This window comes from Actinacidiphila sp. bgisy167, from assembly GCF_057707665.1.
Genome location: NZ_JBYIQP010000050.1, coordinates 18,767 through 41,450 on the forward strand (window position 1 = coordinate 18,767; position 22,684 = coordinate 41,450).

General features: G+C 73.3%; 26 protein-coding genes. 16 read left to right on the forward strand and 10 right to left on the reverse strand.

Annotation, left to right across the window (positions count from 1 at the left end):
• Positions 1-20: 20 nt before the first annotated feature.
• Positions 21-815, forward strand: coding sequence for an LOG family protein (locus AC3ET4_RS19370; RefSeq protein WP_431951014.1), 795 nt, complete (start codon positions 21-23; stop codon positions 813-815).
• Between the two features lie 13 nt (positions 816-828).
• Here AC3ET4_RS19370 and folP read toward each other — a convergent pair whose 3' ends face one another.
• Positions 829-1,689: a dihydropteroate synthase gene (gene folP / locus AC3ET4_RS19375; protein WP_431951016.1), complete on the reverse strand. Its 861-nt coding sequence runs from the start codon at positions 1,687-1,689 to the stop codon at positions 829-831.
• Between the two features lie 124 nt (positions 1,690-1,813).
• Here folP and AC3ET4_RS19380 point away from each other — a divergent pair, with 124 nt between their 5' ends.
• Together AC3ET4_RS19380 and AC3ET4_RS19385 are read left to right on the forward strand one after the other, a co-directional pair.
• A complete protein-coding gene (locus tag AC3ET4_RS19380) occupies positions 1,814-2,194 on the forward strand; it encodes a DivIVA domain-containing protein (protein WP_431951018.1) in 381 nt (126 codons plus the stop codon).
• Positions 2,191-2,781, forward strand: a complete 591-nt coding sequence (locus AC3ET4_RS19385; RefSeq protein WP_431951020.1) for a DNA-3-methyladenine glycosylase I — start codon at positions 2,191-2,193, stop codon at positions 2,779-2,781. Before AC3ET4_RS19380 ends, AC3ET4_RS19385 begins: the two co-directional genes overlap by 4 nt.
• Positions 2,782-2,791: 10 nt before the next feature.
• Here AC3ET4_RS19385 and chcB read toward each other — a convergent pair whose 3' ends face one another.
• Positions 2,792-3,610: a 2-cyclohexenylcarbonyl CoA isomerase gene (gene chcB, locus AC3ET4_RS19390; protein ID WP_431951069.1), complete on the reverse strand. Its 819-nt coding sequence runs from the start codon at positions 3,608-3,610 to the stop codon at positions 2,792-2,794.
• Positions 3,611-3,869: 259 nt separating this feature from the next.
• On the opposite strand from chcB, the gene AC3ET4_RS19395 reads away from it, so the two are divergent.
• Positions 3,870-4,037, forward strand: coding sequence for a DUF3117 domain-containing protein (locus AC3ET4_RS19395; RefSeq protein ID WP_018561471.1), 168 nt, complete (start codon positions 3,870-3,872; stop codon positions 4,035-4,037).
• 107 nt (positions 4,038-4,144) lie between these two features.
• Here the strand turns inward: AC3ET4_RS19395 and AC3ET4_RS19400 are convergent, their stop codons facing one another.
• Positions 4,145-4,810, reverse strand: coding sequence for an O-methyltransferase (locus AC3ET4_RS19400; protein WP_431951071.1), 666 nt, complete (start codon positions 4,808-4,810; stop codon positions 4,145-4,147).
• 136 nt (positions 4,811-4,946) lie between these two features.
• On the opposite strand from AC3ET4_RS19400, the gene sigE reads away from it, so the two are divergent.
• From sigE to AC3ET4_RS19425, 5 genes are all read left to right on the forward strand, one after another.
• Positions 4,947-5,723, forward strand: a complete 777-nt coding sequence (gene sigE / locus AC3ET4_RS19405) for an RNA polymerase sigma factor SigE (protein WP_431951022.1) — start codon at positions 4,947-4,949, stop codon at positions 5,721-5,723.
• Entirely contained in the window at positions 5,720-6,700 is a 981-nt protein-coding gene (locus tag AC3ET4_RS19410; RefSeq protein ID WP_431951024.1) for an anti-sigma factor, read from the forward strand. Before sigE ends, AC3ET4_RS19410 begins: the two co-directional genes overlap by 4 nt.
• A gap of 69 nt (positions 6,701-6,769) precedes the next feature.
• Positions 6,770-8,302: a S1C family serine protease gene (locus AC3ET4_RS19415; protein ID WP_431951026.1), complete on the forward strand. Its 1,533-nt coding sequence runs from the start codon at positions 6,770-6,772 to the stop codon at positions 8,300-8,302.
• 161 nt (positions 8,303-8,463) lie between these two features.
• Complete coding sequence (locus AC3ET4_RS19420) at positions 8,464-8,916, forward strand: sec-independent translocase (protein WP_431951028.1); 453 nt, start codon at positions 8,464-8,466, stop codon at positions 8,914-8,916.
• Between the two features lie 79 nt (positions 8,917-8,995).
• Positions 8,996-9,607 (forward strand): hypothetical protein, encoded by a 612-nt coding sequence (locus AC3ET4_RS19425; RefSeq protein WP_431951029.1) that lies wholly within the window; start codon positions 8,996-8,998, stop codon positions 9,605-9,607.
• An 85-nt stretch (positions 9,608-9,692) separates the two neighbouring features.
• Here AC3ET4_RS19425 and AC3ET4_RS19430 read toward each other — a convergent pair whose 3' ends face one another.
• The 3 genes from AC3ET4_RS19430 to AC3ET4_RS19440 form a co-directional block, all read right to left on the reverse strand.
• Complete coding sequence (locus AC3ET4_RS19430; protein ID WP_431951033.1) at positions 9,693-10,853, reverse strand: Mrp/NBP35 family ATP-binding protein; 1,161 nt, start codon at positions 10,851-10,853, stop codon at positions 9,693-9,695.
• Between the two features lie 80 nt (positions 10,854-10,933).
• Positions 10,934-11,461, reverse strand: a complete 528-nt coding sequence (locus tag AC3ET4_RS19435) for a DUF1003 domain-containing protein (RefSeq protein ID WP_431951073.1) — start codon at positions 11,459-11,461, stop codon at positions 10,934-10,936.
• Positions 11,425-12,735, reverse strand: a complete 1,311-nt coding sequence (locus AC3ET4_RS19440; protein WP_431951035.1) for a magnesium transporter MgtE N-terminal domain-containing protein — start codon at positions 12,733-12,735, stop codon at positions 11,425-11,427. The genes AC3ET4_RS19435 and AC3ET4_RS19440 overlap by 37 nt, the downstream gene beginning before the upstream one ends.
• A 175-nt stretch (positions 12,736-12,910) precedes the next feature.
• Between AC3ET4_RS19440 and AC3ET4_RS19445 the strand changes: the two genes are divergently transcribed.
• The gene (locus tag AC3ET4_RS19445) at positions 12,911-13,612 is read left to right on the forward strand and encodes a hypothetical protein (protein WP_431951037.1); all 702 of its coding nucleotides are present in this window, start codon (positions 12,911-12,913) and stop codon (positions 13,610-13,612) included.
• 138 nt (positions 13,613-13,750) lie between these two features.
• On the opposite strand, the gene AC3ET4_RS19450 is transcribed toward AC3ET4_RS19445, so the two are convergent.
• The gene (locus AC3ET4_RS19450; protein ID WP_431951039.1) at positions 13,751-14,284 is read right to left on the reverse strand and encodes a hypothetical protein; all 534 of its coding nucleotides are present in this window, start codon (positions 14,282-14,284) and stop codon (positions 13,751-13,753) included.
• A gap of 147 nt (positions 14,285-14,431) precedes the next feature.
• Between AC3ET4_RS19450 and AC3ET4_RS19455 the strand changes: the two genes are divergently transcribed.
• The gene (locus AC3ET4_RS19455) at positions 14,432-15,379 is read left to right on the forward strand and encodes a DMT family transporter (RefSeq protein ID WP_431951041.1); all 948 of its coding nucleotides are present in this window, start codon (positions 14,432-14,434) and stop codon (positions 15,377-15,379) included.
• Between the two features lie 72 nt (positions 15,380-15,451).
• On the opposite strand, the gene AC3ET4_RS19460 is transcribed toward AC3ET4_RS19455, so the two are convergent.
• Positions 15,452-16,564 carry a magnesium and cobalt transport protein CorA gene (locus AC3ET4_RS19460; RefSeq protein ID WP_431951043.1) on the reverse strand — a complete coding sequence of 371 codons (1,113 nt, stop codon included), beginning with the start codon at positions 16,562-16,564 and terminating at the stop codon, positions 15,452-15,454.
• A gap of 445 nt (positions 16,565-17,009) precedes the next feature.
• Here AC3ET4_RS19460 and AC3ET4_RS19465 point away from each other — a divergent pair, with 445 nt between their 5' ends.
• The 4 genes from AC3ET4_RS19465 to AC3ET4_RS19480 all read left to right on the forward strand — a co-directional run bounded on the left by AC3ET4_RS19465 (position 17,010) and on the right by AC3ET4_RS19480 (position 20,098).
• On the forward strand, positions 17,010-17,600 hold the full coding sequence (locus AC3ET4_RS19465) for a suppressor of fused domain protein (RefSeq protein WP_431951045.1): 591 nt from the start codon (positions 17,010-17,012) through the stop codon (positions 17,598-17,600).
• Between the two features lie 174 nt (positions 17,601-17,774).
• A complete protein-coding gene (locus AC3ET4_RS19470) occupies positions 17,775-18,413 on the forward strand; it encodes a DUF6758 family protein (RefSeq protein ID WP_431951047.1) in 639 nt (212 codons plus the stop codon).
• Positions 18,414-18,509: 96 nt separating this feature from the next.
• Positions 18,510-19,376 carry a PHP domain-containing protein gene (locus AC3ET4_RS19475; RefSeq protein ID WP_431951049.1) on the forward strand — a complete coding sequence of 289 codons (867 nt, stop codon included), beginning with the start codon at positions 18,510-18,512 and terminating at the stop codon, positions 19,374-19,376.
• Between the two features lie 107 nt (positions 19,377-19,483).
• Positions 19,484-20,098, forward strand: coding sequence for a MarC family protein (locus AC3ET4_RS19480; RefSeq protein WP_431951051.1), 615 nt, complete (start codon positions 19,484-19,486; stop codon positions 20,096-20,098).
• 278 nt (positions 20,099-20,376) lie between these two features.
• On the opposite strand, the gene AC3ET4_RS19485 is transcribed toward AC3ET4_RS19480, so the two are convergent.
• Entirely contained in the window at positions 20,377-20,517 is a 141-nt protein-coding gene (locus tag AC3ET4_RS19485; RefSeq protein WP_488175947.1) for a hypothetical protein, read from the reverse strand.
• Between the two features lie 232 nt (positions 20,518-20,749).
• Between AC3ET4_RS19485 and AC3ET4_RS19490 the strand changes: the two genes are divergently transcribed.
• Entirely contained in the window at positions 20,750-21,658 is a 909-nt protein-coding gene (locus AC3ET4_RS19490) for an NYN domain-containing protein (protein WP_431951053.1), read from the forward strand.
• A 66-nt stretch (positions 21,659-21,724) separates the two neighbouring features.
• Here AC3ET4_RS19490 and AC3ET4_RS19495 read toward each other — a convergent pair whose 3' ends face one another.
• Entirely contained in the window at positions 21,725-22,624 is a 900-nt protein-coding gene (locus AC3ET4_RS19495; RefSeq protein WP_431951055.1) for an alpha/beta fold hydrolase, read from the reverse strand.
• Positions 22,625-22,684: the final 60 nt, after the last annotated feature.

Consider the following 22,684-nt stretch of genomic DNA (forward strand, 5'->3'; position numbering starts at 1 on the left):
GGCAGCGAAAGGAGCGCGACATGAACCGTGACGCGGAGGAGGCGGCCGCCGCCGAGACAGCCGCGGCGGAGGGCCGCCCCACGGGGCGCGGCTGGCCCGAGCGCCACACCGGGCCCGTCGTCAGGCGCCGGGGCCAGGTGCAGAAGTCGACGACCGACCAGCGGCTGCTGGACACCCGCGGATCGTCGGACTGGGTCCACAGCGATCCGTGGCGCGTGATGCGCATCCAGTCCGAGTTCGTGGAGGGGTTCGGCGCGCTCGCCGAACTCGGCAAGGCGGTCAGCGTCTTCGGCTCCGCCCGGATGGCGGAGGGCACGGCCGACTATGAGACCGGCGTCCGCATCGGCCGCGCCCTGGCCGAGGCCGGCTTCGCCGTCATCACCGGCGGCGGCCCCGGCGCGATGGAGGCGGCCAACCGCGGCGCCTGCGAGGCCGGAGGGGTCTCGGTGGGCCTGGGCATCGAGCTGCCCTTCGAGCAGGGGCTCAACCCCTATGTGGACATCGGCGTGAACTTCCGCTACTTCTTCGTCCGCAAGACGATGTTCGTCAAGTACGCCTCCGGGTTCATCGTCCTGCCGGGCGGTTTCGGCACCCTCGACGAACTCTTCGAGGCCCTGACGCTGGTGCAGACCCGCAAGGTCACGCAGTTCCCCATCGTCCTGTTCGGCTCCGCCTACTGGCGCGGCCTGGTCGACTGGGTCCGCGACACCGTCGTGGACGGCGGCAAGGCGTCCCCCGTCGACCTCGAACTCCTCCACCTCACGGACGACGTCGACGAGGCGGTCGCCCTGGTGACCAAGGAGATCGGCGACTGACCCGCCGGCGGCGCTACGCCAGCCCCCGCCGGGCGACCGCCGGGGGCCGGTGCCCCGCGATCGAGGCCACCATGTCCAGCACCTGACGCGTCTCGGCGACCTCGTGCACCCGGTACACCTGTGCGCCGAGCCACGCCGAGACGGCGGTCGTCGCCAGAGTGCCGATCAGCCGCTCCTTGACCGGCCGGTCCAGGGTCTCGCCGACGAAGTCCTTGTTGGACAGCGAGACCAGCACCGGCCAGCCCGTCGCCGTCATCTCCGGCAGCCGCCGCGTCGCCTCCAGCGAGTGCCGGGTGTTCTTCCCGAAGTCGTGGCCGGGGTCGATGAGGATGGCGTCCCGCCGCACGCCGAGCGCGGCTGCCCGCTCGGCGAGGCCCACCGTCACCTTCAGGATGTCGGCCATCACGTCCTCGTAGCCCACCCGGTGCGGCCGGGTCCGCGGCAGCGCGCCGCCCGCGTGGGTGCACACCAGGCCGACGCCGTGCTTCGCGGCGACCTCGGCGAGCCGGGGGTCGACCCCTCCCCAGGCGTCGTTGAGCAGGTCCGCACCGGCCTCGCAGACCGCCTCGCCGACCTCGTGGCGCCACGTGTCGACGCTGATCACCACGTCGGGGTGGCGCCGGCGCACCTCGGCGACGAAGCCCGCCGTCCTGCGGATCTCCTCCTGGGCGGAGACCTCCTCGCCCGGGCCCGCCTTCACCCCGCCGACATCGATGATCGCGGCCCCCTCCGCGACCGCGCGCTCGACGCGGTCGAGGGCCGGAGCGTCGGTGAACGTGGCGCCCTGGTCGTAGAACGAGTCCGGCGTCCGGTTAACGATCGCCATGATCACCGGCTCGTGGTCGCCGAACTCCCGTGTGCCCAGCCGCAGCATGTTTGCGCCCGCCTCCCTCGAAATGTCGTACGCCGATCGAAGATAGTCGCCGACCGCGGCCCGCACGCACGGCGCGACATGGCACGATCGTGGCGTACACGTCGGGCCGACCCCGGGAGAGGTCTTGTTCTGGTTCATGCTCATCGCGCTGGTCGCGGTGGTCGCCGCCGTCGCTCTCGCGGTGCTCGGCGACGGCGGGGTGCTCCGTGACGTGGAGCCGGACCGGGTGGACGACCGGCTGCCCCCGGAGCGGCCGGTGGGCCGCGCGGACGTCGAGCGGCTCCGCCTGCCGGTGACCGTGCGCGGTTACCGGATGGTGGACGTGGACGACGTGCTGGACCGCCTCGGCGCGGAACTGGCCCAGCGCGACGCCCACATCGCCGACCTGGAGGCCGCGCTGGCCGGCGCCCACGCGACCCGGCTGGGCGGCGGCCCGTCGGCCGAGGACGCCCCCGAGGTCCCGCGGGACCCCGAGGGCCCGGCCGCTCCCGGGAGCGGGCTGTGAGCGAAGGCGGCGTGGTGACCGGGCCGGACGGCCTGGCGCGCTGCCCGTGGGGGCTGTCCACCCACGACTACGTCGCGTACCACGACACCGAGTGGGGCCGGCCGGTGCACGGCGAGGCGGCGCTCTTCGAGCGGCTGTGCCTGGAGGCGTTCCAGTCGGGCCTGTCGTGGATCACGATCCTGCGGCGCCGCGAGGCTTTCCGCGCGGCCTTCGCGGGCTTCTCTCCGGAGGCGGTCGCCGCCTTCACCGACCAGGACCGCGAGCGGCTGCTGGCCGACACCGGCATCATCCGCAACAGCGCCAAGATCGACGCCGCCATCGCCAACGCGCACGCCACCCTGGCGCTGCGCGAGTCCCACGAGGGCGGCCTGGACACCCTGGTCTGGTCGTACGCACCGGACCCCGCCGGACGTCCGGCACCCCGCACGGTCGCGGACGTACCGGCCGTCACGGCGGAGTCCACCGCGCTGGCCAAGGAGCTCAAGAAGCGCGGCTTCCGCTTCGTCGGCCCCACCACCGCCTATGCGCTGATGCAGGCCTGCGGCCTGGTGGACGACCACCTGGCCGACTGCTGCGCCCGCCGCTGAGCGGCGCGGCTCAGCGGCCGAGGAAGCGGGGCTTCTCCTTCTTCAGGAAGGCGTCGACCGCGATCCGGTGGTCCTCGGAGGCGCCGGCGGCCGTCTGCAGCTCGTCCTCCTTGGCCAGGGTGTCGACGAGCGAGTGCGCCTCACCGTAGGCCAAGGAGGCCTTGACCGCCGCGTAGGCGACCGTCGGGCCCTCGGCGAGCCGGCGGGCGACCGAGGCGGCCTCGGCGGCCAGCTCACCGGCCGGCACCACGCGGTTGGCGATGCCCAGCTCGTGTGCCTCCTGCGCGCTGACGGTGCGCGGGAAGAGCAGCAGTTCGGCGGCGCGGCTGCGGCCGATCAGCCGGGGCAGCGTCCAGGACGTGCCGGAGTCGGCGGACAGGCCCACGCCGACGAAGGAGGTGTTGAAAGCGGCGGTGTCGGCGACCACGCGGTAGTCGCACGCGAAGGCGAAGCCCGCGCCGGCGCCCGCGGCGATCCCGTTGACCCCGGCGACGACGGGCTTGGGCATGGTGGCGATCGCGGTGACGATCGGGTTGTAGTGCTCGCGCACCGTCGACATCGCGCCCCCGCGCCCGGCCGCGGGCGTCCCCGCCGCGCCGCCGGCCTCCTCGAGCAGCGCGATGTGCTCCTTGAGGTCCTGGCCGACGCAGAAGGCCTGCCCGTTCGCGGTCAGCAGCACGGCCCGCACCGCGGAATCGGCGCCCGCCGTCCGCAGGGCGTCCCGCAGGGCGGCCTTGGTGTCGACGTCCAGAGCGTTCCTCGCCTCAGGGCGGTTGAGGGTGATGGTGGCGAGGCCGTCGCTCACCTCGTACAGCACGGTGTCGGCCATGTGGTCCCCTTCGTCGCGGCTCACGTTCGGGGCCAGCATGCCGGAGATCCCCGGCGCCGACATGAGACCCGTCAATCCCGCCGCGCAGTGCGATCACCGAAATGGACGGTTTTGCGGAACGGGGTTCTCGAACGGATGGGAACCGATGTTGGTCATCAGGTCACCCGATGCGGGATAATGGCCGAGAACCAATGTGTTCGAGTCCGGTGGCGCCTGGGCCGCCGGTTGCGAAGAGCTGGTTTCAGGAAGGGGAACGAGCATGGCGGCCATGAAGCCGCGGACGGGTGATGGCCCGCTCGAGGTGACCAAGGAGGGGCGGAGCATCATCATGCGCGTTCCGCTCGAGGGCGGCGGACGGCTTGTCGTCGAGCTGACTCCGGACGAGGCGGATGCACTCGGCGAAGCCTTGAAGAAGGCCATCGCCTGACAACCGGTCAATCAAGCCTTGGGGCCCCTGGCGTCTCGCCGGGGGCCCGCCTGTTTCCTCGTGCGGGAGCCGGTCCGGAAACAGGCGCATTCCGGGCGGGGGGATTCTCAGTCGCGCCGTACCGCGCAGAGCAGTCCGTCGTCGGTCGGCAGCAGGACGGGGGCGAGGGCCGCGTTGTCCCGTACCGTGCGCATCAGTTCGCGCAGCCGCATCACCTCCGGCTCCGAGTGGGCGGCGTCCATGGAACGGCCCTGCGCGAAGGCCCCCTCGAAGCAGACCAGTCCGCCGGGCCGCAGCAGGCGCAGCGATTCGCCGAGGTAGTCCGGGTACTCCTGCCGGTCCCCGTCGCAGAACACCAGGTCGTAGCCGCCGTCGGCGAGGCGGGGGAGGACGTCCAGCGCCCGGCCGGGAATGAAGCGGGCGCGGTTCCCCGCGAACCCCGCCTCCCGGTAGGCGGTGCGGGCGAGCTGCTGGCGGTCGGGTTCGGTGTCGACGGTGGTCAGCACGCCGTCGGGACGCATGCCGTGCAGCAGGTGGATCCCGGAGACCCCGGTCCCGGTGCCGATCTCCACGACCGCCTTGGCGTCGGTGGCGGCGGCCAGCAGCCGCAGCGCCGCGCCGGTGCCGGGGGAGACAGGGCGCACGCCTGCCTCACGCGCCCGCTCGCGGGCGCGTATCAGCGCGTCGTCCTCGGCGACGAAAGCGTCCGCGAACGCCCAGCTCGCCTGCCGGTTGCCGGTAATTGCCCTCTCCTGTCCGCCTGACGGTTGCAGCCCGCCCGGCGACTGTATCCGTTGCGGTCGGGAACCCGCAGATGGGACCGCTCGTTGGTGTGGGGGACGGGCCTGAACGACAGGGGCCGGGTGCGGTGAGCCCGGCATTTATCCGGAGCTAACGGGCGAGGTGGCTATGGTAGGGGCTCTACTGGACACCACCAGAGCCGACAGGGGAGGTGCGGCTGCTGCGGGTCACCGCGGAGTGCTCTCGCGCTTCCGCAGGTCGGCCGGCGAGCCGAAATCCGTGACCGATACTGCTGACGACCGTCCGCGCAACGACGAGTCCGCGACTGTGGCCGCGAACGCGACCTTCGCCACCGACGGGGACAACCAGGCGTGGACCCCCCCTTCCTGGGAGGAGATCGTCAGCACGCACAGTGCCCGGGTCTACCGCCTCGCGTACCGCCTCACCGGAAACCAGCACGACGCCGAGGACCTCACCCAGGAGGTCTTCGTCCGGGTCTTCCGTTCGCTGTCGACGTACACCCCCGGCACCTTCGAGGGCTGGTTGCACCGCATCACCACCAACCTCTTCCTCGACATGGTCCGCCGTCGTCAGCGGATCCGCTTCGACGCCCTCGGTGACGACGCCGCCGAGCGGCTGCCGAGCCGCGAGCCCTCCCCTGCGCAGCACTTCGCCGACACCCATTTCGACGCGGACATCCAGCAGGCGCTCGACACCCTCGCCCCGGAGTTCCGCGCGGCCGTGGTGCTCTGCGACATCGAGGGCCTGTCCTACGAGGAGATCGCCGCCACGCTCGGGGTCAAGCTGGGCACCGTGCGCAGCCGCATCCACCGCGGCCGCTCCCACCTGCGCAAGGCGCTGGAGCACCGGGCGCCGGCCACCCGTCCCGGTCCCGCGCCCGTCCTGGCCGCCGCCCGGCCGGCCCTGGAGGGCGGGAGCACGTGAGCAGCGGTGTCAGCCGGCACCTCGCCTGTGCCGACCAGCACTTGGGTGACCATCTCGCCGCCTTCGTCGACGGCGAGCTGCACGACGACGCCCGCGACCGGGTGCTCGCGCACCTGGCGACCTGCCCCGACTGCAAGACCGCGGCCGACGAGCAGCGCCGGATGAAGGACGTGGTGGCCGCCACCGCGCCGCCCGCCCTCTCGGCGGCCCTGCTCGCCCGACTCCAGGAGTTGCCCGGGAACGACGGCGACGGCGGAAGAGGGCCCTTCGGGGACGGCGGGCTGATCGAGACGGCCAGCCTCGGCGGTGAGCGCCTGGGCGGCGGCCTCTTCGGCAAGGCGCGCGAGGAGTTCTCCCTGCCGCTGCCCCCCTCCGGCTCCGGCGGCTTCCCGATCCACGAGAGCGGCCGCTCCGGCGGAGCGGTCACGCCTGTCGGCCCCGCCGCTCCGGCGTCCCCCGCCGCGGTCCGCGGCCGGCGCCGTTTCGCCTTCGCCGCGGCCGGCGCGGTCTCCATGGCGGCCATCGCGCTCGGCGGCGCCCTGCCGCTGGACGCGGCCGTGGAAGGTGCGGGCGGCACCCCGCTCTCCCGCAGCGGCGCGGGTGCGGGTGCCCCCGCGACACCGTTCGCGGGCGGGAGCGCGCGTGCGGCCGCCGACGTGTGGAACATGACCACCAGCGACGTGGTGCCCCCCGTGGCCGAGGGCATGCACCCGTACGGCTCCGGGGCGGCGGACGGCCCCGTGCCCGCGGGCACCGTCACCAGGCCCCTGGGCCTGGCCGGCGCCGAGCGGCCGGGCCGTGGCTCGACCGCCTCCGTCGTCCCCGGGGTCACCCCGGGGCCCGCCGTCGCGCCCTCGGCCACCGGCCCCGTCGCCGCCTCGGTCGGCGCGCCGAGCGGTGCCGCGCCCTCCCCCGCGGCGCCCGTCACGCGCGACGCGGTCGCCCCCCTGCTCGGCCACTTCACCATGACCCGCTGAGCGGTCGGCTGCGGGCAGGGCCGACTCCTGGTTCAATCCAGGGAGGACTGGTCGTCGTAGGGGAGCACCGTGGACGAGGGGAAGGCCGCAGGGCCGAAGTGGTGGAGCCGGCCGGAGACGGTCGCGCCGGCTCCCCCTGAGCCGCTTGACCGGCCGGCCCCGGACGCGCCCGAGGCGCCCGAGGCGCCCGCCGTGGCGGAGGCGCCGGACGCGCCGGACGCCACCGACGCCGCCTCCGCGGAGGCGGCTCCCGGGCACGCCCGGGACCCTCACGACACCCCGCCGTACGGCAAGCCCGGGCCATGGGCCCCCGCGCCGCCCGTGCAGCACCCCGCCGGTGCGGCCCCCCCGCCGTACCACCCCGCCGCCGCGCCGCCCGCCGGCCCGCCCGCGTCCCCGCCGCCGCTGTCCGTGGGCCAGTGGCACCGCCACGACCCCTGGGCGGCTCCCGGCAGCCCCGCAGGACCCCAGCCGCCCGCGCGGCCCACGGGCAGCCGCCGCGCCCCGCTGGCCGCGGCCCTGGTCGCCGTGACCCTGATCGCCGGAGGCATCGGCGGGGCGCTGGGCGCCTATGTGCACGACAGCGGCGGCGCACCGGACGTGACCCTGCCGCAGGCCACCGCGCAGGCCGGCACCCGGCCTCCGGACAGCATCGCGGGCATCGCCGCCCAGGTCCTTCCCGGCGTCGTCTACATCCACGTCAAGGGCGACGGCGGGGAGGGCACCGGCACCGGCTTCGTCCTGGACGGCCAGGGGCACATCCTCACCAACAACCATGTGGTGGAGAGCGTCGCCAAGGGCGGCACGATCTCGGTGACCTTCAACGGCGGCCAGGTCGAACCCGCCACCATCGTGGGCCGTGACACCGGCTACGACCTGGCCGTCATCAAGGTGGGCGGCGTCAAGGGACTGCACCCGCTGACCCTCGGCGACTCCGATGCCGCCCAGGTCGGGGACCCGGTCGTCGCCATCGGCGCGCCCTACGGCCTCGAGGGGACCGTGACCTCCGGCATCATCAGCGCCACCCAGCGCCCGATCACCGCGGGCGGGGAGACCGACGGCGGCGACGTCAGCTATGTCGACGCCATCCAGACCGACGCCCCGATCAACCCCGGCAACTCCGGTGGGCCGCTGGTCGACGCCAAGGGCCTGGTCATCGGCATCAACAGCGCCATCCGCTCGGCGGACAGCGGCACCGACCCCTTCGGCAACGGCAGCCAGGGCGGGAGCATCGGCCTGGGCTTCGCCATCCCGGTCAACCAGGCCAAGCGGGTCGCCGAGCAGCTGATCAACGACGGCAAGGCCACGCACCCGGTGATCGGCGTGAGCATCAACCTGGCGTACTCCGGTGACGGCGCCCAGGTCAGCCCGGAGGGCCAGGGCGAGGGCGATTCGGTGACCCCGAACGGCCCCGGCGCCAAGGCGGGCATCGAGCCGGGCGACGTGATCACCGCCGTCGACGGCAAGCGGGTGCACAGCGGCGAGGAGCTGATCGTGCGGATCCGCGCGCACCGGCCCGGCGACACGCTGCGGCTGACCGTGAAGCGGGACGGCAAGGAGCGCGCCGTGAAGCTGACGCTGGGCTCTGCCAGCGGAGACTAGGCGGCCCCGCCTGTCCGCGCGGCCTCTCAGCACGGGATGTTCGGGATTTACCGGGGCGCGGCCTACTGTTGACCCTGCCCACTCCCGTGTGGACGGTAGGGGCAGGTACGGTGAGACCCGCGGATTCCGTCCGCCGGCCGAGGACCACGAGGAGCTGCACGGTGTTTTCAGACATAGGCGCGCTGGAGGTCGTCGCGCTCGTGATCCTGGCCGTTCTCGTGTTCGGGCCGGACAAGCTGCCCAAGGTCATCAGGGACGTGATGCAGTTCGTCCGCAAGGTGCGGGAATTCTCGGACAGCGCGAAGGCCGACATCCGCAACGAGCTGGGTCCGGAGTTCAAGGACTTCGAGTTCGAGGACCTGAACCCGAAGAACTTCGTCCGCAAGCAGCTGCTGGACAACGACGAGCTGGGCCTGAAGGAGATCCGCAACGGATTCGACTTCAAGGAGGAGCTGTCGGCGGTCACCGACGCCGTGCACGGCCGCGAGAGCGGCGGTTCGGGCGCCTCGGGCTCCGCGAGCACCTCGGGCTCCTCCGGCACCCCGGACCTGCTGCGCAAGCGCGACGGCCTGACGCCCGGCGAGGCCCCGCCCTTCGACTCCGACGCCACCTGACACGGGGGCCTGCCTCGTTCACGCGGTGTGAGTGGCTATTCTCCCTCTGGTCTGACCTTATGGAGGAGGCGCCGCGCGTATGGAGACCACAGCTGACCCAGCGGATCGTACGTCCGACGGCCACCTGAAGGCCGACTTCCCCTGGTACGGGCTGGACGAGGCCTTCACCGGCGAGCGCTGGCTCGCCCCCGTCGGGCTGAACGCCGACGGCACGGTCGAGCACGGCTCCACCGGCCACGGCGACGAGCCGTCCGTGAAGGTCGAGCCCACCCCCGGCAACCGCCGCTTCGTGGTGGTCGTCACGGTGCCCGAGCGCCCGCTCCGGCAGACCTCGGACGGCACCGGCGTGCTGGAGGCCACCTCCGTCGCCACGGCGGCCTGGCTCGCGGGCTCCGGGCTGCTGAGCTGCACCTGGCCCACCCGGATGGAGCGGCACCTGCGGCAGGACTGGCTCGAGCAGCAGACCGCCATCGCCTGGGACCTCGCGGACCACCTCGACGGCTCCGCCTGGTCGGCGCTGACCCTGCCGGTGGACGGCGTCCCCACGCCCTTCCACTACCGCGAGTCGGAGTACGGCTGGGTGCTGGCCGGGTCGGCACGCGGGGTGCACCTGGGCGCCTTCGGGCAGGGGATGAGCGCCTACGGGCTCGGCCTCGCCCAGGTGGAGGACATCGGCGCGTACCGGGCGTGAGACGGCAGGGGCGCCTCCCGGCAGGGAGGCGCCCCTGAGGGTGTCTTCGGCGGTCACCCCCGGCCCGGTGGGCCCGGCGTGCCGATCAGAACTTGTTGCGCGGGGTGATGCCCAGCGACAGGCCCGCGAGACCGCGCTGGCGCCCGCCGAGCTTGCCCGCGATGGCCCGCAGCGCCGAGCCGGCCGGGGACTCCGGGTCGGTCAGCACGACCGGGCGGCCGTCGTCGCCGCCCTCGCGCAGGCGCACGTCGATGGGGATCTGGCCGAGCACGGGAACGGTGGCGCCGGTGGTGCGGGTCAGCCCCTCGGCGACGCGCTCGCCGCCGCCGGTCCCGAAGACGTCGACCATCTCGCCGCAGTGCGGGCAGGGCAGCCCGGACATGTTCTCGATGACGCCGACGATCTTCTGGTGGGTCTGCACCGCGATGGTGCCCGCGCGCTCGGCGACCTCGGCCGCCGCCTGCTGGGGCGTGGTGACCACGAGGATCTCGGCGTTCGGGACCAGCTGCGCGACGGAGATCGCGATGTCGCCCGTGCCGGGCGGCAGGTCGAGCAGCAGGACGTCCAGGTCGCCCCAGTACACGTCGGCGAGGAACTGCTGCAGCGCCCGGTGGAGCATCGGGCCGCGCCACACCACCGGGGCGTTGCCCGGGGTGAACATGCCGATGGAGATGACCTTCACGCCGTTGGCCGAGGGCGGCATGATCATGTTCTCGACCTGGGTCGGACGGCCGTCCGCGCCCAGCATCCGCGGCACGCTGTGGCCGTAGATGTCGGCGTCGACCACACCGACCTTCAGGCCGTCGGCGGCCATCGCGGCCGCCAGATTCACCGTCACCGAGGACTTGCCGACGCCGCCCTTGCCGGACGCGACCGCGTACACCCGGGTCAGCGAACCGGGCTTGGCGAACGGGATCTCCCGCTCCGCCTGGCCGCCGCGCAGCGAGGTGGCCAGCTCGCGGCGCTGCTCGTCGCTCATCACGTCCAGCTCGACCGCCACCCCGGTGACGCCGGGGACCTTCGCGACGGCGGCCGTGACCGAGCGGGTGATGGTGTCCCGCAGCGGACAGCCCGAAACCGTCAGGTACACGCCGACCCGCACCGCGCCGTCGTCCGCGATGTCGACCGACTTGACCATGCCCAGATCGGTGATCGGCTTGTGGATCTCGGGGTCGTTCACCGTCGCGAGCGCGGCGCGCACCGCGTCGGGCGAGGGGGCGGAGCCTGGGGGAGGATCGGTAGCCATGCGTCGATGGTACGTCCCGTACCGTGCCCGGGAGGACCCCCGTGCACGGGTCCGTGCGGCCGCGACCGCACGCTGGGCGATCACTCCGCGTCGGCCCGCTGCCGCGGTCCGATGTCCCGGCGCAGGTCCTGCAGCTCGGAGCGGATCCAGTCGCGCGTGGCGACCTCGCCCAGGCCCAGCCGCAGCGCGGCCACCTCGCGGGTCAGGTACTCGGTGTCGGCGATGCTGCGCTCGTTCGCCTTGCGGTCCTGCTCCAGGTTGACCCGGTCGCGGTCGGCCTGCCGGTTCTGCGCCAGCAGGATCAGCGGCGCGGCGTACGAGGCCTGCAGCGACAGCATCAGGGTGAGGAAGATGAAGGGATACGGGTCCCAGCGCAGGTGGCGCGGGGCCAGCGCGTTCCACGCCACCCACACCACGATCACCACCGTCATCCAGACGATGAAGCGGCCGGTCCCCAGGAAACGGGCGATCTTCTCCGACAGCCGCCCGAACGCCTCCGGGTCGTAGGCGGGCAGCGGGCTGATCCGCCGTACCTGCGGCTGGTCGAGGCGGACGCGGGGGCGCTCGTCGCTCACCGCGGCACCTCGTGCAGCTCCGTCTCCCGCCAGTCCTCCGGCAGGAGGTGGTCGAGGACGTCGTCGACGGTGACGGCGCCCAGCAGCGAGCCGCCGTCGTCCACGACCGGCACGGACACCATGTTGTACGCCGCGAGGAAGCTGGTGACCGCGGACAGCGGGGTGTCCGGCGGCAGCGGCTGCAGGTCGCTGTCGATGAGCGCGCTGACCAGGGTGAACGGGGGGTCGCGCAGCAGTCGCTGGAAGTGCACCGTGCCCAGGTACGTGCCGGTCGGGGTCTCGTCCGGCGGCCGGCACACGTACACCTGGGCGGCGAGTGCGGGCGACAGGTCGGGGTTGCGGACCCGCGCCAGGGCGTCGGCGACGGTGGCGTCGGGGCGCAGCACGATCGGCTCGGTGGTCATCAGGCCGCCGGCGGTGCGCTCCTCGTACGACATCAGCCGCCGCATGTCGGCCGCCTCGTGCGGCTCCATCAGACCGAGCAGCCTTTCCTGCTCCTCCTCCGGCAGCTCGGCCAGCAGGTCGGCGGCGTCGTCCGGGTCCATCGCCTCCAGCACGTCGGCGGCGCGCTCCTGCTTCAGCTTGCCGAGGATCTCCACCTGGTCGTCGTCCGGCAGCTCCTCCAGGACGTCGGCGAGCCGGTCGTCGTCGAGGGCGGCGGCGACCTCGGCGCGGCGCTTGGGCGACAGGTGGTGCAGGACGTTCGCCAGGTCGGCCGCGCGCAGCTGCTCGAAGGTGGCGAGCAGCGCCTCCGCGCCCTGCGCGTGCTCGTCCAGCGAGAAGCCCGTGACCGCCGACCACGGCACCGTCAGCGTCTCCCCTCCGGCCCGCCGCCCGCCCCCACCCCGCCACGGAAGCACGCGCCCGGTGATCTCGCGCCGCAGCGGGCCGCCCTTGCCCCGGCGGACGAAGACCTTGTCGATCGTCCATTCGCGGCGTGCGGCCGCCCGCACCATCGACACGTCCAGCACGGTCACCTCCTCGCCGGTCTCGACGAGGGTCACCCGGCGGTCGAGCAGCTCTCCCAGGACCAGGGTCTCGCTCGGGCGCTGTTCGAAGCGCCGCATGTTGACGACGCCCGTGGTGATCACCTGGCCGGACTCCACGCCCGTCACCCGGGTGATCGGCAGAAAGATCCGGCGGCGGCTGACGACCTCCACCACCAGTCCCAGCACACGCGGCGCCCGGCCCCCGACCCGCAGCATCACGACGACGTCCCGGACCCGGCCGACCTGGTCGCCGTTGGGGTCGAAGACCCGCACCCCGGAAAGGTGCGAGACGAACACCCGGGAGGTTCCCGCTGGCATGCCGCCAGGCTAACGCCGCGCCGGTCGGCGGGGCGCGCGATGCTGCTCTCCACGGGGGCTTCGCACGGCGTTCACCACGGTTCACCCGGCCAGCGGTACGCTGCGGTAGCTTCGGCTCCGGTTCGCCGCTGCCCCGGTGTGACGGGCGCGTACACCCGCAGGAGGAAGAGAACACGTGATCCCCGGCCGCACGTCGTCCGTCCTGGTGAGTCTTCTGGGCGCGGTCCTCCTGGTCGTGGGAGCGACGGGGTGCTCGGGTGATCCGGACGCGGGGACCAACGGCGTCGGCAGACTGCCGGCCAAGAGCATCGAGAAGCGCGCCCGGGCCGCCGCCGCGGCGGCCGCCACGGTACGGCTGAGCGGCACCGTCGTCAGCCGCGGCCGCGTCTACACGCTCGACATGCGGTTGCGCGGCAACGGCGGCCTCGGCGAGGTCACCTCCGAGGGCAGCACTTTCGAGCTGCTGCGCGTGGGCGACGACCTCTACCTCAAGGCGGGCGCCGGCTTCTACGGCGACCAGGTCGGCGCCAAGCTCAAGAACAAGTACGTCAAGGTGCCCGCGGCGGACCCCGCGTACGACCAGTTCAGCGGCTTCACCGACAAGAAGGTGCTGCTGGACGGCCTCTTCGTGCTGCACGGCGCGCTCGCCGTGGGGGACCACCGCACGGTCGACGGCGTCCGCACCATCGCCGTCACCGCGGACGGCGGCGAGGGAGGCACGCTCGACGTGTCCCTGGAGGGCAAGCCGTATCCGCTGCGCTACGAACGCGCGGGCGGCGCCGGGACGCTGACCATGGACGACTGGGGCAAGGACTTCACGCTGCGCGCGCCGGACGAGGACGATGTCGTCGACTACGGCAAGGCCGTGATGCGGTAGGGCCGGGACCGGGCGGCGGGTGGTCGCCTTCGTCGGCGCCGGGGTCGCGCCGGGGGGTGCACGCGGGCGTCGCGCTCGGCTGCGGCGGGGGGTTCGGGCGGGGGGAGGCGGGCTCAGGCCGCGTGCCCCGCACCGCGGTCACACGTTGTTCTTCTTGCGGCGTCGCAGCACGAGTTTCGGGAGGCCTGCCGGGATCGGGCGGCGGGTGATCGCGTTCGTCGGCGCCGGGGCTGCCGCGCCGCTGGCGTCCGGCATCGCGCCCGGACGCTCCAGGGGGGCGCCGGCGGGCTCCAGGCGCAGCACACGGCACTCGCGGGCCCAGCGCCCCGTCATCGTCTCCGCGTCGGGCGCGTTGAGCCGCTTGCCCTTGAGCTCCTCCACCGCGGCCGTCCACGCCGCACCGTCCGGGCGCAGCTCGGTGACCCGGACCGGGAAGACGACCAGCCGGCCGCCCTTGTCCTTGCTGCGGACGGTGACGGTGGCGGTGCCGCCGTCGGTCAGGCCGGGGCCTGGAAGCGGCTGTTCGCCGGGACCGCCGCCGACGACCACCACGGCGCCGTCGACCCAGGCGTGCCACAGGGCCTGACCGTCGGCCCACAGCAGACCGGACTTCTTCGCGGCCTCATCGATCAGGGCCTGGTCCAGCTGCGGCTGCGTCACGGTGTCGGTCATGCGTCCCACCCTATGGCGTGGCCCGCGCCGGGCGCCGCAGTGGTGCTGCACACATGGTGAGACGACAGGAGCTCAGGCCCCGTACGGGCCTTACGCTAAGGACGTCACCGCCCGCCCTGCCCCCCCCGCCCCCGAGGAGTGCCCCGCGTGTCCGCCGCGCCGTCCGCCGAAACCACGCCCGCCGCATCGACGGCGGACGCCGAGCCGGGCGCGGCCCTCCACGCGAAGGTGCCGCTGGACTTCGCGCTCCTGGCCGTCGCCATCGCCGGGGTCTCCCTGTCCGCGCCGCTGGTCGCCGCGACCGCCGCGCCGGCGCTGGCCATCGCCTTCTGGCGGAACGCGATGGCCATCGGGGTGCTGAGCCCCTTCGTGTGGCTGCGGCACCGGCGGGAGCTGCTGGGGATGGGCCGACGGCCCTTCAAGCTCTCGCTCGCCTCCGGCCTGGTGCTGGCGCTGCACTTCGGCCTCTGGCTGCCGAGCCTCACCATGACGTCGGTGGCGTCCGCCACGGCGCTGGGCACCACCACGCCCGTGTGGACCACCCTGTTCCTGTGGATCCGCGGTCACCGCCCGCCCCGGATGGTGTGGCTGGGCTCGGCGCTCGCGGTGGCCGGAGTGGTGCTGCTGACCGGCGTCGACCTGTCGCTGTCGCCGCGCGCCCTGGCCGGGGACGCGCTGGCGCTGGGCGGCGGCATCGCGGCGGCCGGCTATGTGCTGCTCGGCGCGGAGGTGCGACGGACCGTCAGCACGACCGCGTACACCTATGTCTGCTACTCCACCACGGCCGTGGCCCTGCTGGCCGTCTGCCTGGCCTCGGGCTCGGCGCTCGGCGGTTACGACGGCGGTGCCTGGGCCAAGCTCGTCGCGCTGACCGTCGCCGCGCAACTGCTCGGCCACAGCCTGCTCAACCGTGTGGTGCGCGGGCTCGGGGCGTCGACGACGTCCACGGCGATCCTGCTGGAGACGCCGGGCGCCGCCCTGGTGGCGGCGATCTGGCTGGGCCAGACCCCGCCCGTGGCGGCCTACCCGGCGCTCGCGGTGATCCTCGCCGGGCTCGCCCTGGTGATCCTGGCGGACCGCCGGAAGGCCGCTTAGAGGTCGCGCGGAGAGGCGGGGCCGCGACGCCGGCCCGCCCATCCGTGTGGCCTCCTGGTAGGGGCCGGGCCCCTACAGCCAGCCGTTGCGGCGCAGGATGCGGTGGATGGTGAGGCAGATCCCGCCGATGGCTACCAGCACCATCGGATATCCGTAGCGCCAGTGGACTTCCGGCATGTGGTCGAAGTTCATCCCGTACACACCGCAGATCATGGTCGGGACGGCGATGATCGCCGCCCAGGAGGTGATCTTGCGCATGTCCTCGTTCTGCGCGACGGCGGCCTGGGCGAGATTGGCCTGCAGGATCGAGTTGAGCAGGTCGTCGAAGCCGACCACCATCTCGTGGACGCGCGCGACGTGGTCGGCGACGTCCCGGAAGTACTTCTGGATCTCCGGGTCCACCACGCGCATCGGCCGCTCGCTGAGCATCTGCATCGGGCGCAGCAGCGGGGAGACCGCCCGCTTGAACTCCAGCACCTCGCGCTTGAGCTGGTAGATGCGCCCGGCGTCGGTGGCGCGCGGGGACTTGCCCTGGGCGGAGAAGACGTCGATCTCCACCTCGTCGATGTCGTCCTGGACGGCCTCGCTGACGGCCAGGTAGTCGTCCACGACCTGGTCGGCGATGGCGTGCAGCACGGCCGAGGGGCCCTTGGCGAGCAGTTCGGGGTCGTCCTCGAGGCGGTGCCGCAGGGCGCGCAGCGAGCCGTGGCCGCCGTGCCGGACGGTGATGACGAAGTGCCGGCCGGTGAAGACCATCACCTCGCCGCTCTCCACCACCTCGCTGGTGGCGGTGAGTTCGGCGTGCTCGACGTAGCGGATGGTCTTGAAGACCATGAAGATCGTGTCGTCGTAGCGCTCGAGCTTGGGCCGCTGGTGCGCGTGGACGGCGTCCTCCACCGCCAGCGGGTGCAGGCCGAACACCTCGGCGATCTCCGCGAACTCCCGCTCCGACGGCTCGTGCAGGCCGATCCAGACGAAGCCGCCTCCGCCGCGCACCTTCTCCAGCGCCTCGCGCGGCGAGAGGTGGTCGCCGTTGCGGCGGCCCTCCTGGTAGACGGCGCAGTCCACGACCGAGCTGGGCCTGTCGGTGACGGTGCGGGAGCGGTCCGGGCCGTAGTCGTATGACGTGCTGCTCTTGCGCAGGGCGGGGCGGACGACTGCGCGCAGGTCGCGGATCATCGACATGGCAAGCTCCTTCACGGACTGGCCGAGCTGAAATGCGGATCAGGGAGGGGTGATCACCGTTGATCACTGCGCAGTTCAGGGAGCTCTTCCGGAAGCGGCGGGGCGGGACCCGTGCGGGTCTCGGGAGCGGGCACGCGGCACCGTCACGCGATGTGTGCGCGCGTCCGCGGAAAATCCCGGGAATCTCCGGCGGTTCCGTGGTTCTCTGGTTTCACGCCCGGGTGACCGGGTACGGAACGCGGGGGATCAGGAGGGTTGCCGGGCGGAAGAGCTGCCGGTACTGCACGGTCGACTGGGATCCATCGCAGCCCCACCTCCTCCGGCCGATCCCCGCTTGGGGAAGACGAGCACGCCTCGAGCGGCGTAGCCGACGCCTCACCATAGCAGGCGGCCTTGGCGCGGAACCGCGCCTTTACCCCTTCCATACGGGCCCTATGCTCGCCCCATGGTGGATGTACTGGGGCTTGTGGAGGCGCGCCTGCGCACGGCCTTCGGCGAGCCGGACGCCCGCGCCGCGGTGACCTTCGTAGGCGCCGAACGGATCGAGGTGCTGCGCTTCCGCGACGGCGAGCTCCTGCGGTATGTGACGCTCGGCATGGCGCGCGCGCCGATGAACGATCCCGTCGCCGTCGTCGCGGACCCCGTGCGCGGTCCGCGCGCGGAACTCGTGCTCACCCTGCGCGCCGGGCGCGGCGCCGACACCGACAAGGTCCTGCGGCCGCTCGCGGTGCTGGCGGCCGGCCCTCAGGTCGAGGGGGTCGTCGTGGCGCCGGGGAATTCGCTGGACGTGGGCGAACCGCTGTGGCCCGGGGCTCCGTTCTCGGCCGTCCTGGTCGCCGAGCCCGGCGGTCTCGTGCCGGATGTGGAACTCGGCGCGCCGATGGACCCCGTGCGCTTCTTCCCGCTGCTGCCGATGACGGCGAACGAGGCCGCCTGGAAGCGGGTGCGGGGCGCGGGGGCGCTGCAGGAGCGGTGGCTGCGGGAGGGGACCGACCTGCGCGACCCGCACCGCGCCGCGGTCGCGCTGACGGACTGAGCCCCGGCCGCTGCTGACGTGATGTCAGTCCGGGCCCGCGCGACCCGAGCGGGAGTGCCGCCGGCGGGAGGCGTGGCCGGCGGGAAAGGTGTGGCGCCGGGCCGCGCCACGGGCCGAACCCGGACGGGTGATCGTCCTTGACGCGGGCACGCCGCCGGAGGACCGTGGGGCGGTATGAGGGGCGAACCCAGTTGCCCGAAGTGCGGTGGCCGGGTCCGAGCGCCCGGGCTCTTCGCCGACTCCTGGCAGTGCGACGAGCACGGGGCCGTGTACCCGTTGCAGCCTGTCGTCCCGCCGAGCGTGCAGGCCCTCGGCGTGGTCGTGGGCCGTGCGCGCGTCCCGGTATGGATGCCCTGGCCCCTGCCGGTCGGCTGGCTGTTCACGGGAGTCGTCTCCGCGGGGGACGACCGCAGCGGCGGGCGGGCCACGGCACTGGCCTGCTCGGGGCCGGGGCCGCTCGGCGGGCAGGGCGAGATGGTGCTGGTGGCGGAGGAGCCCGGGGTCGGGCTCGGGGCGAGGTTCGCCGGCATCCCGGGGCCGGACCCGGGTCCGGCGATGTGCCTCGGCAAGCCGCCCGCCGCCAAGGTGATCGCGGCCGGGAGGCCGACCGGTCTGTGGCATGTGAACGGGACGCCCCCGGACCGCGCGGTCTTCGCGGGGGAGTCCTTCGGGCTCTGGCTGTGGGCGGTCGTGTGGCCGGAGGAGTCGGGCCTGCTCATGTACGACGAACTGATACTGACCGATCTGCGCGAGGCCGGCGCGGAAATCGATCTCGTACCGTGCGGGGCGCTCTCCCCTCGCCTGCTCTCCTGAGAATCAGAGGTTGGCCAGGCAGTTATCCTGGTAATCGCAACCCTTGATTCCGTCCGAGCAGCGAGCAGCGAGGACCGAGCGTCTGGAGTGACCTGAGTGCGCATCGACCTGCACGCCCACTCCACCGCCTCCGACGGCACGGACACCCCCGCGGAGCTGGTCCGGGCCGCCGCCGCGGCCGGGCTGGACGTCGTGGCCCTGACCGACCACGACACGGTCGGCGGCTACGCCGAGGCCGAGAAGGCGCTGGGTGAACTGCGTGCCGCGGGCGCCGCGGCCCCGACGCTGGTCACCGGCGCCGAGCTGTCCTGCCGCATCGACGGGGTGAGCCTGCATCTGCTCGCCTACCTCTTCGACCCGCAGGAACCGGAGCTCCACCGGGAACGGGAACTCGTCCGCGACGACCGGGTGCCCCGAGCGCGGGCCATGGTCGCCCGGCTTCGCGACCACGGTGTACCGGTGACCTGGGAGCGGGTCGCCGAGATCGCCGGCGACGGAGCCGTGGGGCGGCCGCACATCGCCCAGGCGCTGATCGAGGCGGGGCTGGTCGGCAGCATCGCCGAGGCGTTCACGCCCGTGTGGATAGGGCCGGGCGGGCGCGCCTACGTCGAGAAGCACGAGCTCGACCCCTTCGAGGCCGTCCGGCTCGTGCGCAACGCGGGCGGGGTGACGGTCTTCGCCCATCCCGCCGCCGTCAAGCGCGGCACCTGCGTGCCCGAGAGCGTCATCCGCGACCTGGCGGCCGCCGGGCTGGACGGCATCGAGGTGGACCACATGGACCACGACGAGCCGACCCGCGCCCGTCTGCGCTCCCTCGCCGCGGAACTGGGCCTGCTCACCACCGGGTCCAGCGACTACCACGGCACCCGCAAGACCGTCCGCCTCGGCGAGTACACCACGGACCCCGAGGTCTACCGGGAGCTCGTCCGGCGGGCCACCGGCGCGGCGCCGATCATGCCGTGACGCGCTTACCCGCCGCCCGCCCGCCGTCCCCGCGGCGCGCTGACGCGCGCTGACGCGCCGAGCACCGCCGGCCCCGACCTTCCTCCCACCGCACCACCGCTAGGCCCATGGATCTGTTCTCGCTCACCCTGTTCGGCTCGGTCTTCGTCACGCTGTTCGTGATCATGGACCCGCCCGGGATCACCCCGATATTCCTCGCCCTCACCTCCGGCCGCGCGGTCAAGGTCCAGCGCCGCATGGCCTGGCAGGCCGCCGCCGTCGCGCTGGGCGTCATCACCGTCTTCGGCATCTGCGGCCAGCAGATCCTCGACTACCTGCATGTCTCGGTGCCGGCCCTGATGATCGCGGGCGGTCTGCTCCTGCTGCTCATCGCCCTCGACCTGCTCACGGGCAAGGCGGACGAGCCCACCCAGACCAAGGACGTCAATGTCGCGCTGGTGCCGCTCGGCATGCCGCTGCTCGCCGGGCCGGGCGCGATCGTCACGGTGATCCTCGCGGTGCAGCGCGCGCACGGCTTCGGGGAGCAGTTGTCGGTATGGGTCGCCATCGCCGCGATGCACGTGGTGCTCTGGCTGACGATGCGTTACTCGCTGGTGATCATCCGTCTGATCAGGGACGGCGGTGTGGTGCTGGTGACCCGGCTCTCCGGCATGCTGCTCTCGGCGATCGCGGTGCAGCAGGTCGCGGGCGGGGTCTTCGGCTTCATCCGCGGCGAGGGCTGACGGTCCGTCGAGGGGCGTCCGGGCGCGACGAGGGCCCCGTTCCGTGTGAACGGGGCCCTTTCGCGTGCGGGGTGTCCGGCCGTGCGGCCGCGCCGTGCCGGCGTGGTGACGGGGCCTTGGAGGCCGCGCGGATAGGCGGGCCGGCGTCGCGGGTCGGTGGCTCTCGCCTGGCGGCGTTGTCGTCGGTCGCCGCAGCTCCGCTGCGTCTCCCTTCTCCGCCTTGCCGGGCTCGGCCCTCGACCCGCTCCTTTCTCCACCCCGCCTATCCGCGCGACCTCTTACTCGGCTGGGCGGATGTAGACGCGCTGGCCGAGCGCTGCGGCCTGCTGAACGATCTGATCGACGGAGGCGGCGTCCACGACCGTGCAGTCGACGGCACGGCCGTCCTGGTCGTTGAGGCGCATGATCTCGAAGCGCATGGTGTTCACGGCTTCTCCCTTCGTCCGGGCACTCCTCCATTGGAGTACGGGGCTGCTTCGCAGCCGTTACCTGCCGGGGTCATTCATGTATCGACAACTGTTGTACCGGCGAAAACCTTCCTTGTCCTAAGGAAATTTTCCCGCCACGCTTCTACTCGCGGGTAACCACCGGTACCGGCGGTCCTGGTTCCGGTTGTGTGTGCGGACACAAGCGCCGGACAATGTCATCTCTATGAACGACGACGCCCTTTCCGCCATCGCCGCCGGCATCGAGCGCACGAACGAGCTCCTGCAGCGGGTGCTCGCCGAGGTCGCCACGACCCCGGCGACCCACGCCGTGTTCGTCGACGCCGGGTACGTGTACGCCGCGGCCGGTCGCCTCGTCGCGGGCACCGAGGACCGGAGGGCCTTCGAACTCGACGCCGAGGGGATCATCGAGGCCTTCATCGACCGGGCCCGCACGCTCTTCGCCGACAGCCGCCTGCTGCGCGTCTACTGGTACGACGGGGCCCGCCGCCGCATCCACACCGCCGAGCAGGAACGCATCGCCGAGCTGCCCGACGTCAAGGTGCGGCTCGGCAACCTCAACGCCAGCCGCCAGCAGAAGGGCGTCGACTCCCTGATCCGCAGCGACCTGGAGTCACTGGCCCGGCACCGCGCCATCAGCGACGCCGTCCTGATCGGCGGCGACGAGGACCTGGTGTCCGCGGTCGAGGCCGCCCAGGGCTACGGCGCCCGTGTCCACCTGTGGGGCATCGAGGCCGCCGACGGCCGCAACCAGGCCGACCCGCTGCTGTGGGAGGTCGACAGCCTCCGCACCCTCGACCTGGACTTCTGCAAGCCCTACATCACCCGGCGCACCGTCCCCGTCTACGGAGACGCGGCCATCCCCACCGGTCCCATCCCCACCCGCGAGGACGTGCACTTCGTCGGGGCCCGGGTCGCCTCGCAGTGGCTGGCGACCCGCGGCCGCGACGCCCTGGCCGAGCTGCTGCCGGGGCACCCGTACCTGCCGCCGGCCTTCGACCAGGAACTGCTCGTCGAGGCCGAGGGCATGCTCAACATCTCGCTGCGCGGTCACGCCGACCTGCGGCGCGTGCTGCGCGACGGCTTCTGGGAGCACCTGCAGGCCCGCCTGTAGGCCCGCCTGTAGGCCCGCCTGCAGGCGGGCCTGCGGGCGAACCCGCACGCGTACCTGCGGGCGCGGCTAGTCCGCGGCCTCGGCGCTGTTCCAGAAGTCCTGCAGGGCCCGGGCGGTCCGCGCCGGCTGCTCGGCGTTGGGGGAGTGCTCGGCGTCCTCGACGACGACGCGGCGTGCGCCGAGGCGTTCGGCCATCGCGTCCAGCCAGGGGAGGGGCCAGGCGTAGTCGACCGCGCCGGAGAGCACGAGCTTCGGCAGCGGGACCGCCGCCAGCTCCGCCACCCGGTCCGGCTCGTCGATCAGCTGCCGGCCGGTGACGATCAGCTGCTCGGGCACCGTCGCCAGCCAGCGCCGGTGCAGGAACTCCTCGACCGCACCCGAGGCGCGCGCCGTGCCCTCGAGATCCTCGGCGTCCAGCTCGCGCATCGCGCGCCACACGCCCTCCATGTCCATCGACGACAGCGCCTCCAGCAGCAACTTGGTACGGGCCTGCTGGGCGGGTTCGATGGCGGCCGGGCCGGAGCTCATGAGGGTCAGCGACGCCCAGGGCAGGGCGCCGCCCCCGTCGTGCGCGGCCAGGACGGCGGCACGGGCGACCAGGCCCCCCATCGAGTGCCCCAGCAGGTGCACCGGCTCCCCGGCCGGGGTGGCGAGGGCCGCGGTCTGCGCGACCACGTCGGCGGCCAGTTCTCCTTGCGCGTACGGCGCCTCGTCCCGCGGGCCGGGCGACTCGTGCTGGCCCCGGCCGTCCACGGCGACCACGCGGTAGCCGGCGGCCGCGAGCGGTTCCAGCAGGGCGACGAAGTCCTCCTTGCTGCCCGTGAACCCGGGCAGCAGCAAGGCGGTGCCGCGCCGGGGCGTGCCGGCCGGGGGGAGGGCGTCCAGCACGGCGAAGGCGCCGCGCGCCGTCTGGAGGAGGTGCGCGGTGGCGTTCTCGGGCAGCGTCAGGAAGGGCGGTCGGCTCATGGGCCGAGGCTAGCGGGGCCGGACGGTCCGCACGGGACGCGGGCCCCGGTCCCGGGCGGG

Bases quoted from the DNA above. Each gene is read 5' to 3' on its own strand.
- AC3ET4_RS19440 (WP_431951035.1), bottom strand. From the start codon at position 12,735: ATGCCAGCGGGAACCTCCCGGGTGTTCGTCTCGCACCTTTCCGGGGTG.
- AC3ET4_RS19395 (WP_018561471.1), top strand. From the start codon at position 3,870: ATGGCGGCCATGAAGCCGCGGACGGGTGATGGCCCGCTCGAGGTGACC.
- AC3ET4_RS19495 (WP_431951055.1), bottom strand. From the start codon at position 22,624: ATGAGCCGACCGCCCTTCCTGACGCTGCCCGAGAACGCCACCGCGCAC.
- AC3ET4_RS19460 (WP_431951043.1), bottom strand. From the start codon at position 16,564: ATGTCGATGATCCGCGACCTGCGCGCAGTCGTCCGCCCCGCCCTGCGC.
- AC3ET4_RS19485 (WP_488175947.1), bottom strand. From the start codon at position 20,517: ATGCGCTTCGAGATCATGCGCCTCAACGACCAGGACGGCCGTGCCGTC.
- AC3ET4_RS19450 (WP_431951039.1), bottom strand. From the start codon at position 14,284: ATGACCGACACCGTGACGCAGCCGCAGCTGGACCAGGCCCTGATCGAT.
- AC3ET4_RS19430 (WP_431951033.1), bottom strand. From the start codon at position 10,853: ATGGCTACCGATCCTCCCCCAGGCTCCGCCCCCTCGCCCGACGCGGTG.
- folP (WP_431951016.1), bottom strand. From the start codon at position 1,689: ATGCTGCGGCTGGGCACACGGGAGTTCGGCGACCACGAGCCGGTGATC.
- sigE (WP_431951022.1), top strand. From the start codon at position 4,947: ATGGTAGGGGCTCTACTGGACACCACCAGAGCCGACAGGGGAGGTGCG.
- AC3ET4_RS19490 (WP_431951053.1), top strand. From the start codon at position 20,750: ATGAACGACGACGCCCTTTCCGCCATCGCCGCCGGCATCGAGCGCACG.
- AC3ET4_RS19370 (WP_431951014.1), top strand. From the start codon at position 21: ATGAACCGTGACGCGGAGGAGGCGGCCGCCGCCGAGACAGCCGCGGCG.
- AC3ET4_RS19480 (WP_431951051.1), top strand. From the start codon at position 19,484: ATGGATCTGTTCTCGCTCACCCTGTTCGGCTCGGTCTTCGTCACGCTG.
- AC3ET4_RS19425 (WP_431951029.1), top strand. From the start codon at position 8,996: ATGGAGACCACAGCTGACCCAGCGGATCGTACGTCCGACGGCCACCTG.
- AC3ET4_RS19470 (WP_431951047.1), top strand. From the start codon at position 17,775: ATGAGGGGCGAACCCAGTTGCCCGAAGTGCGGTGGCCGGGTCCGAGCG.
- AC3ET4_RS19465 (WP_431951045.1), top strand. From the start codon at position 17,010: ATGGTGGATGTACTGGGGCTTGTGGAGGCGCGCCTGCGCACGGCCTTC.
- chcB (WP_431951069.1), bottom strand. From the start codon at position 3,610: ATGGCCGACACCGTGCTGTACGAGGTGAGCGACGGCCTCGCCACCATC.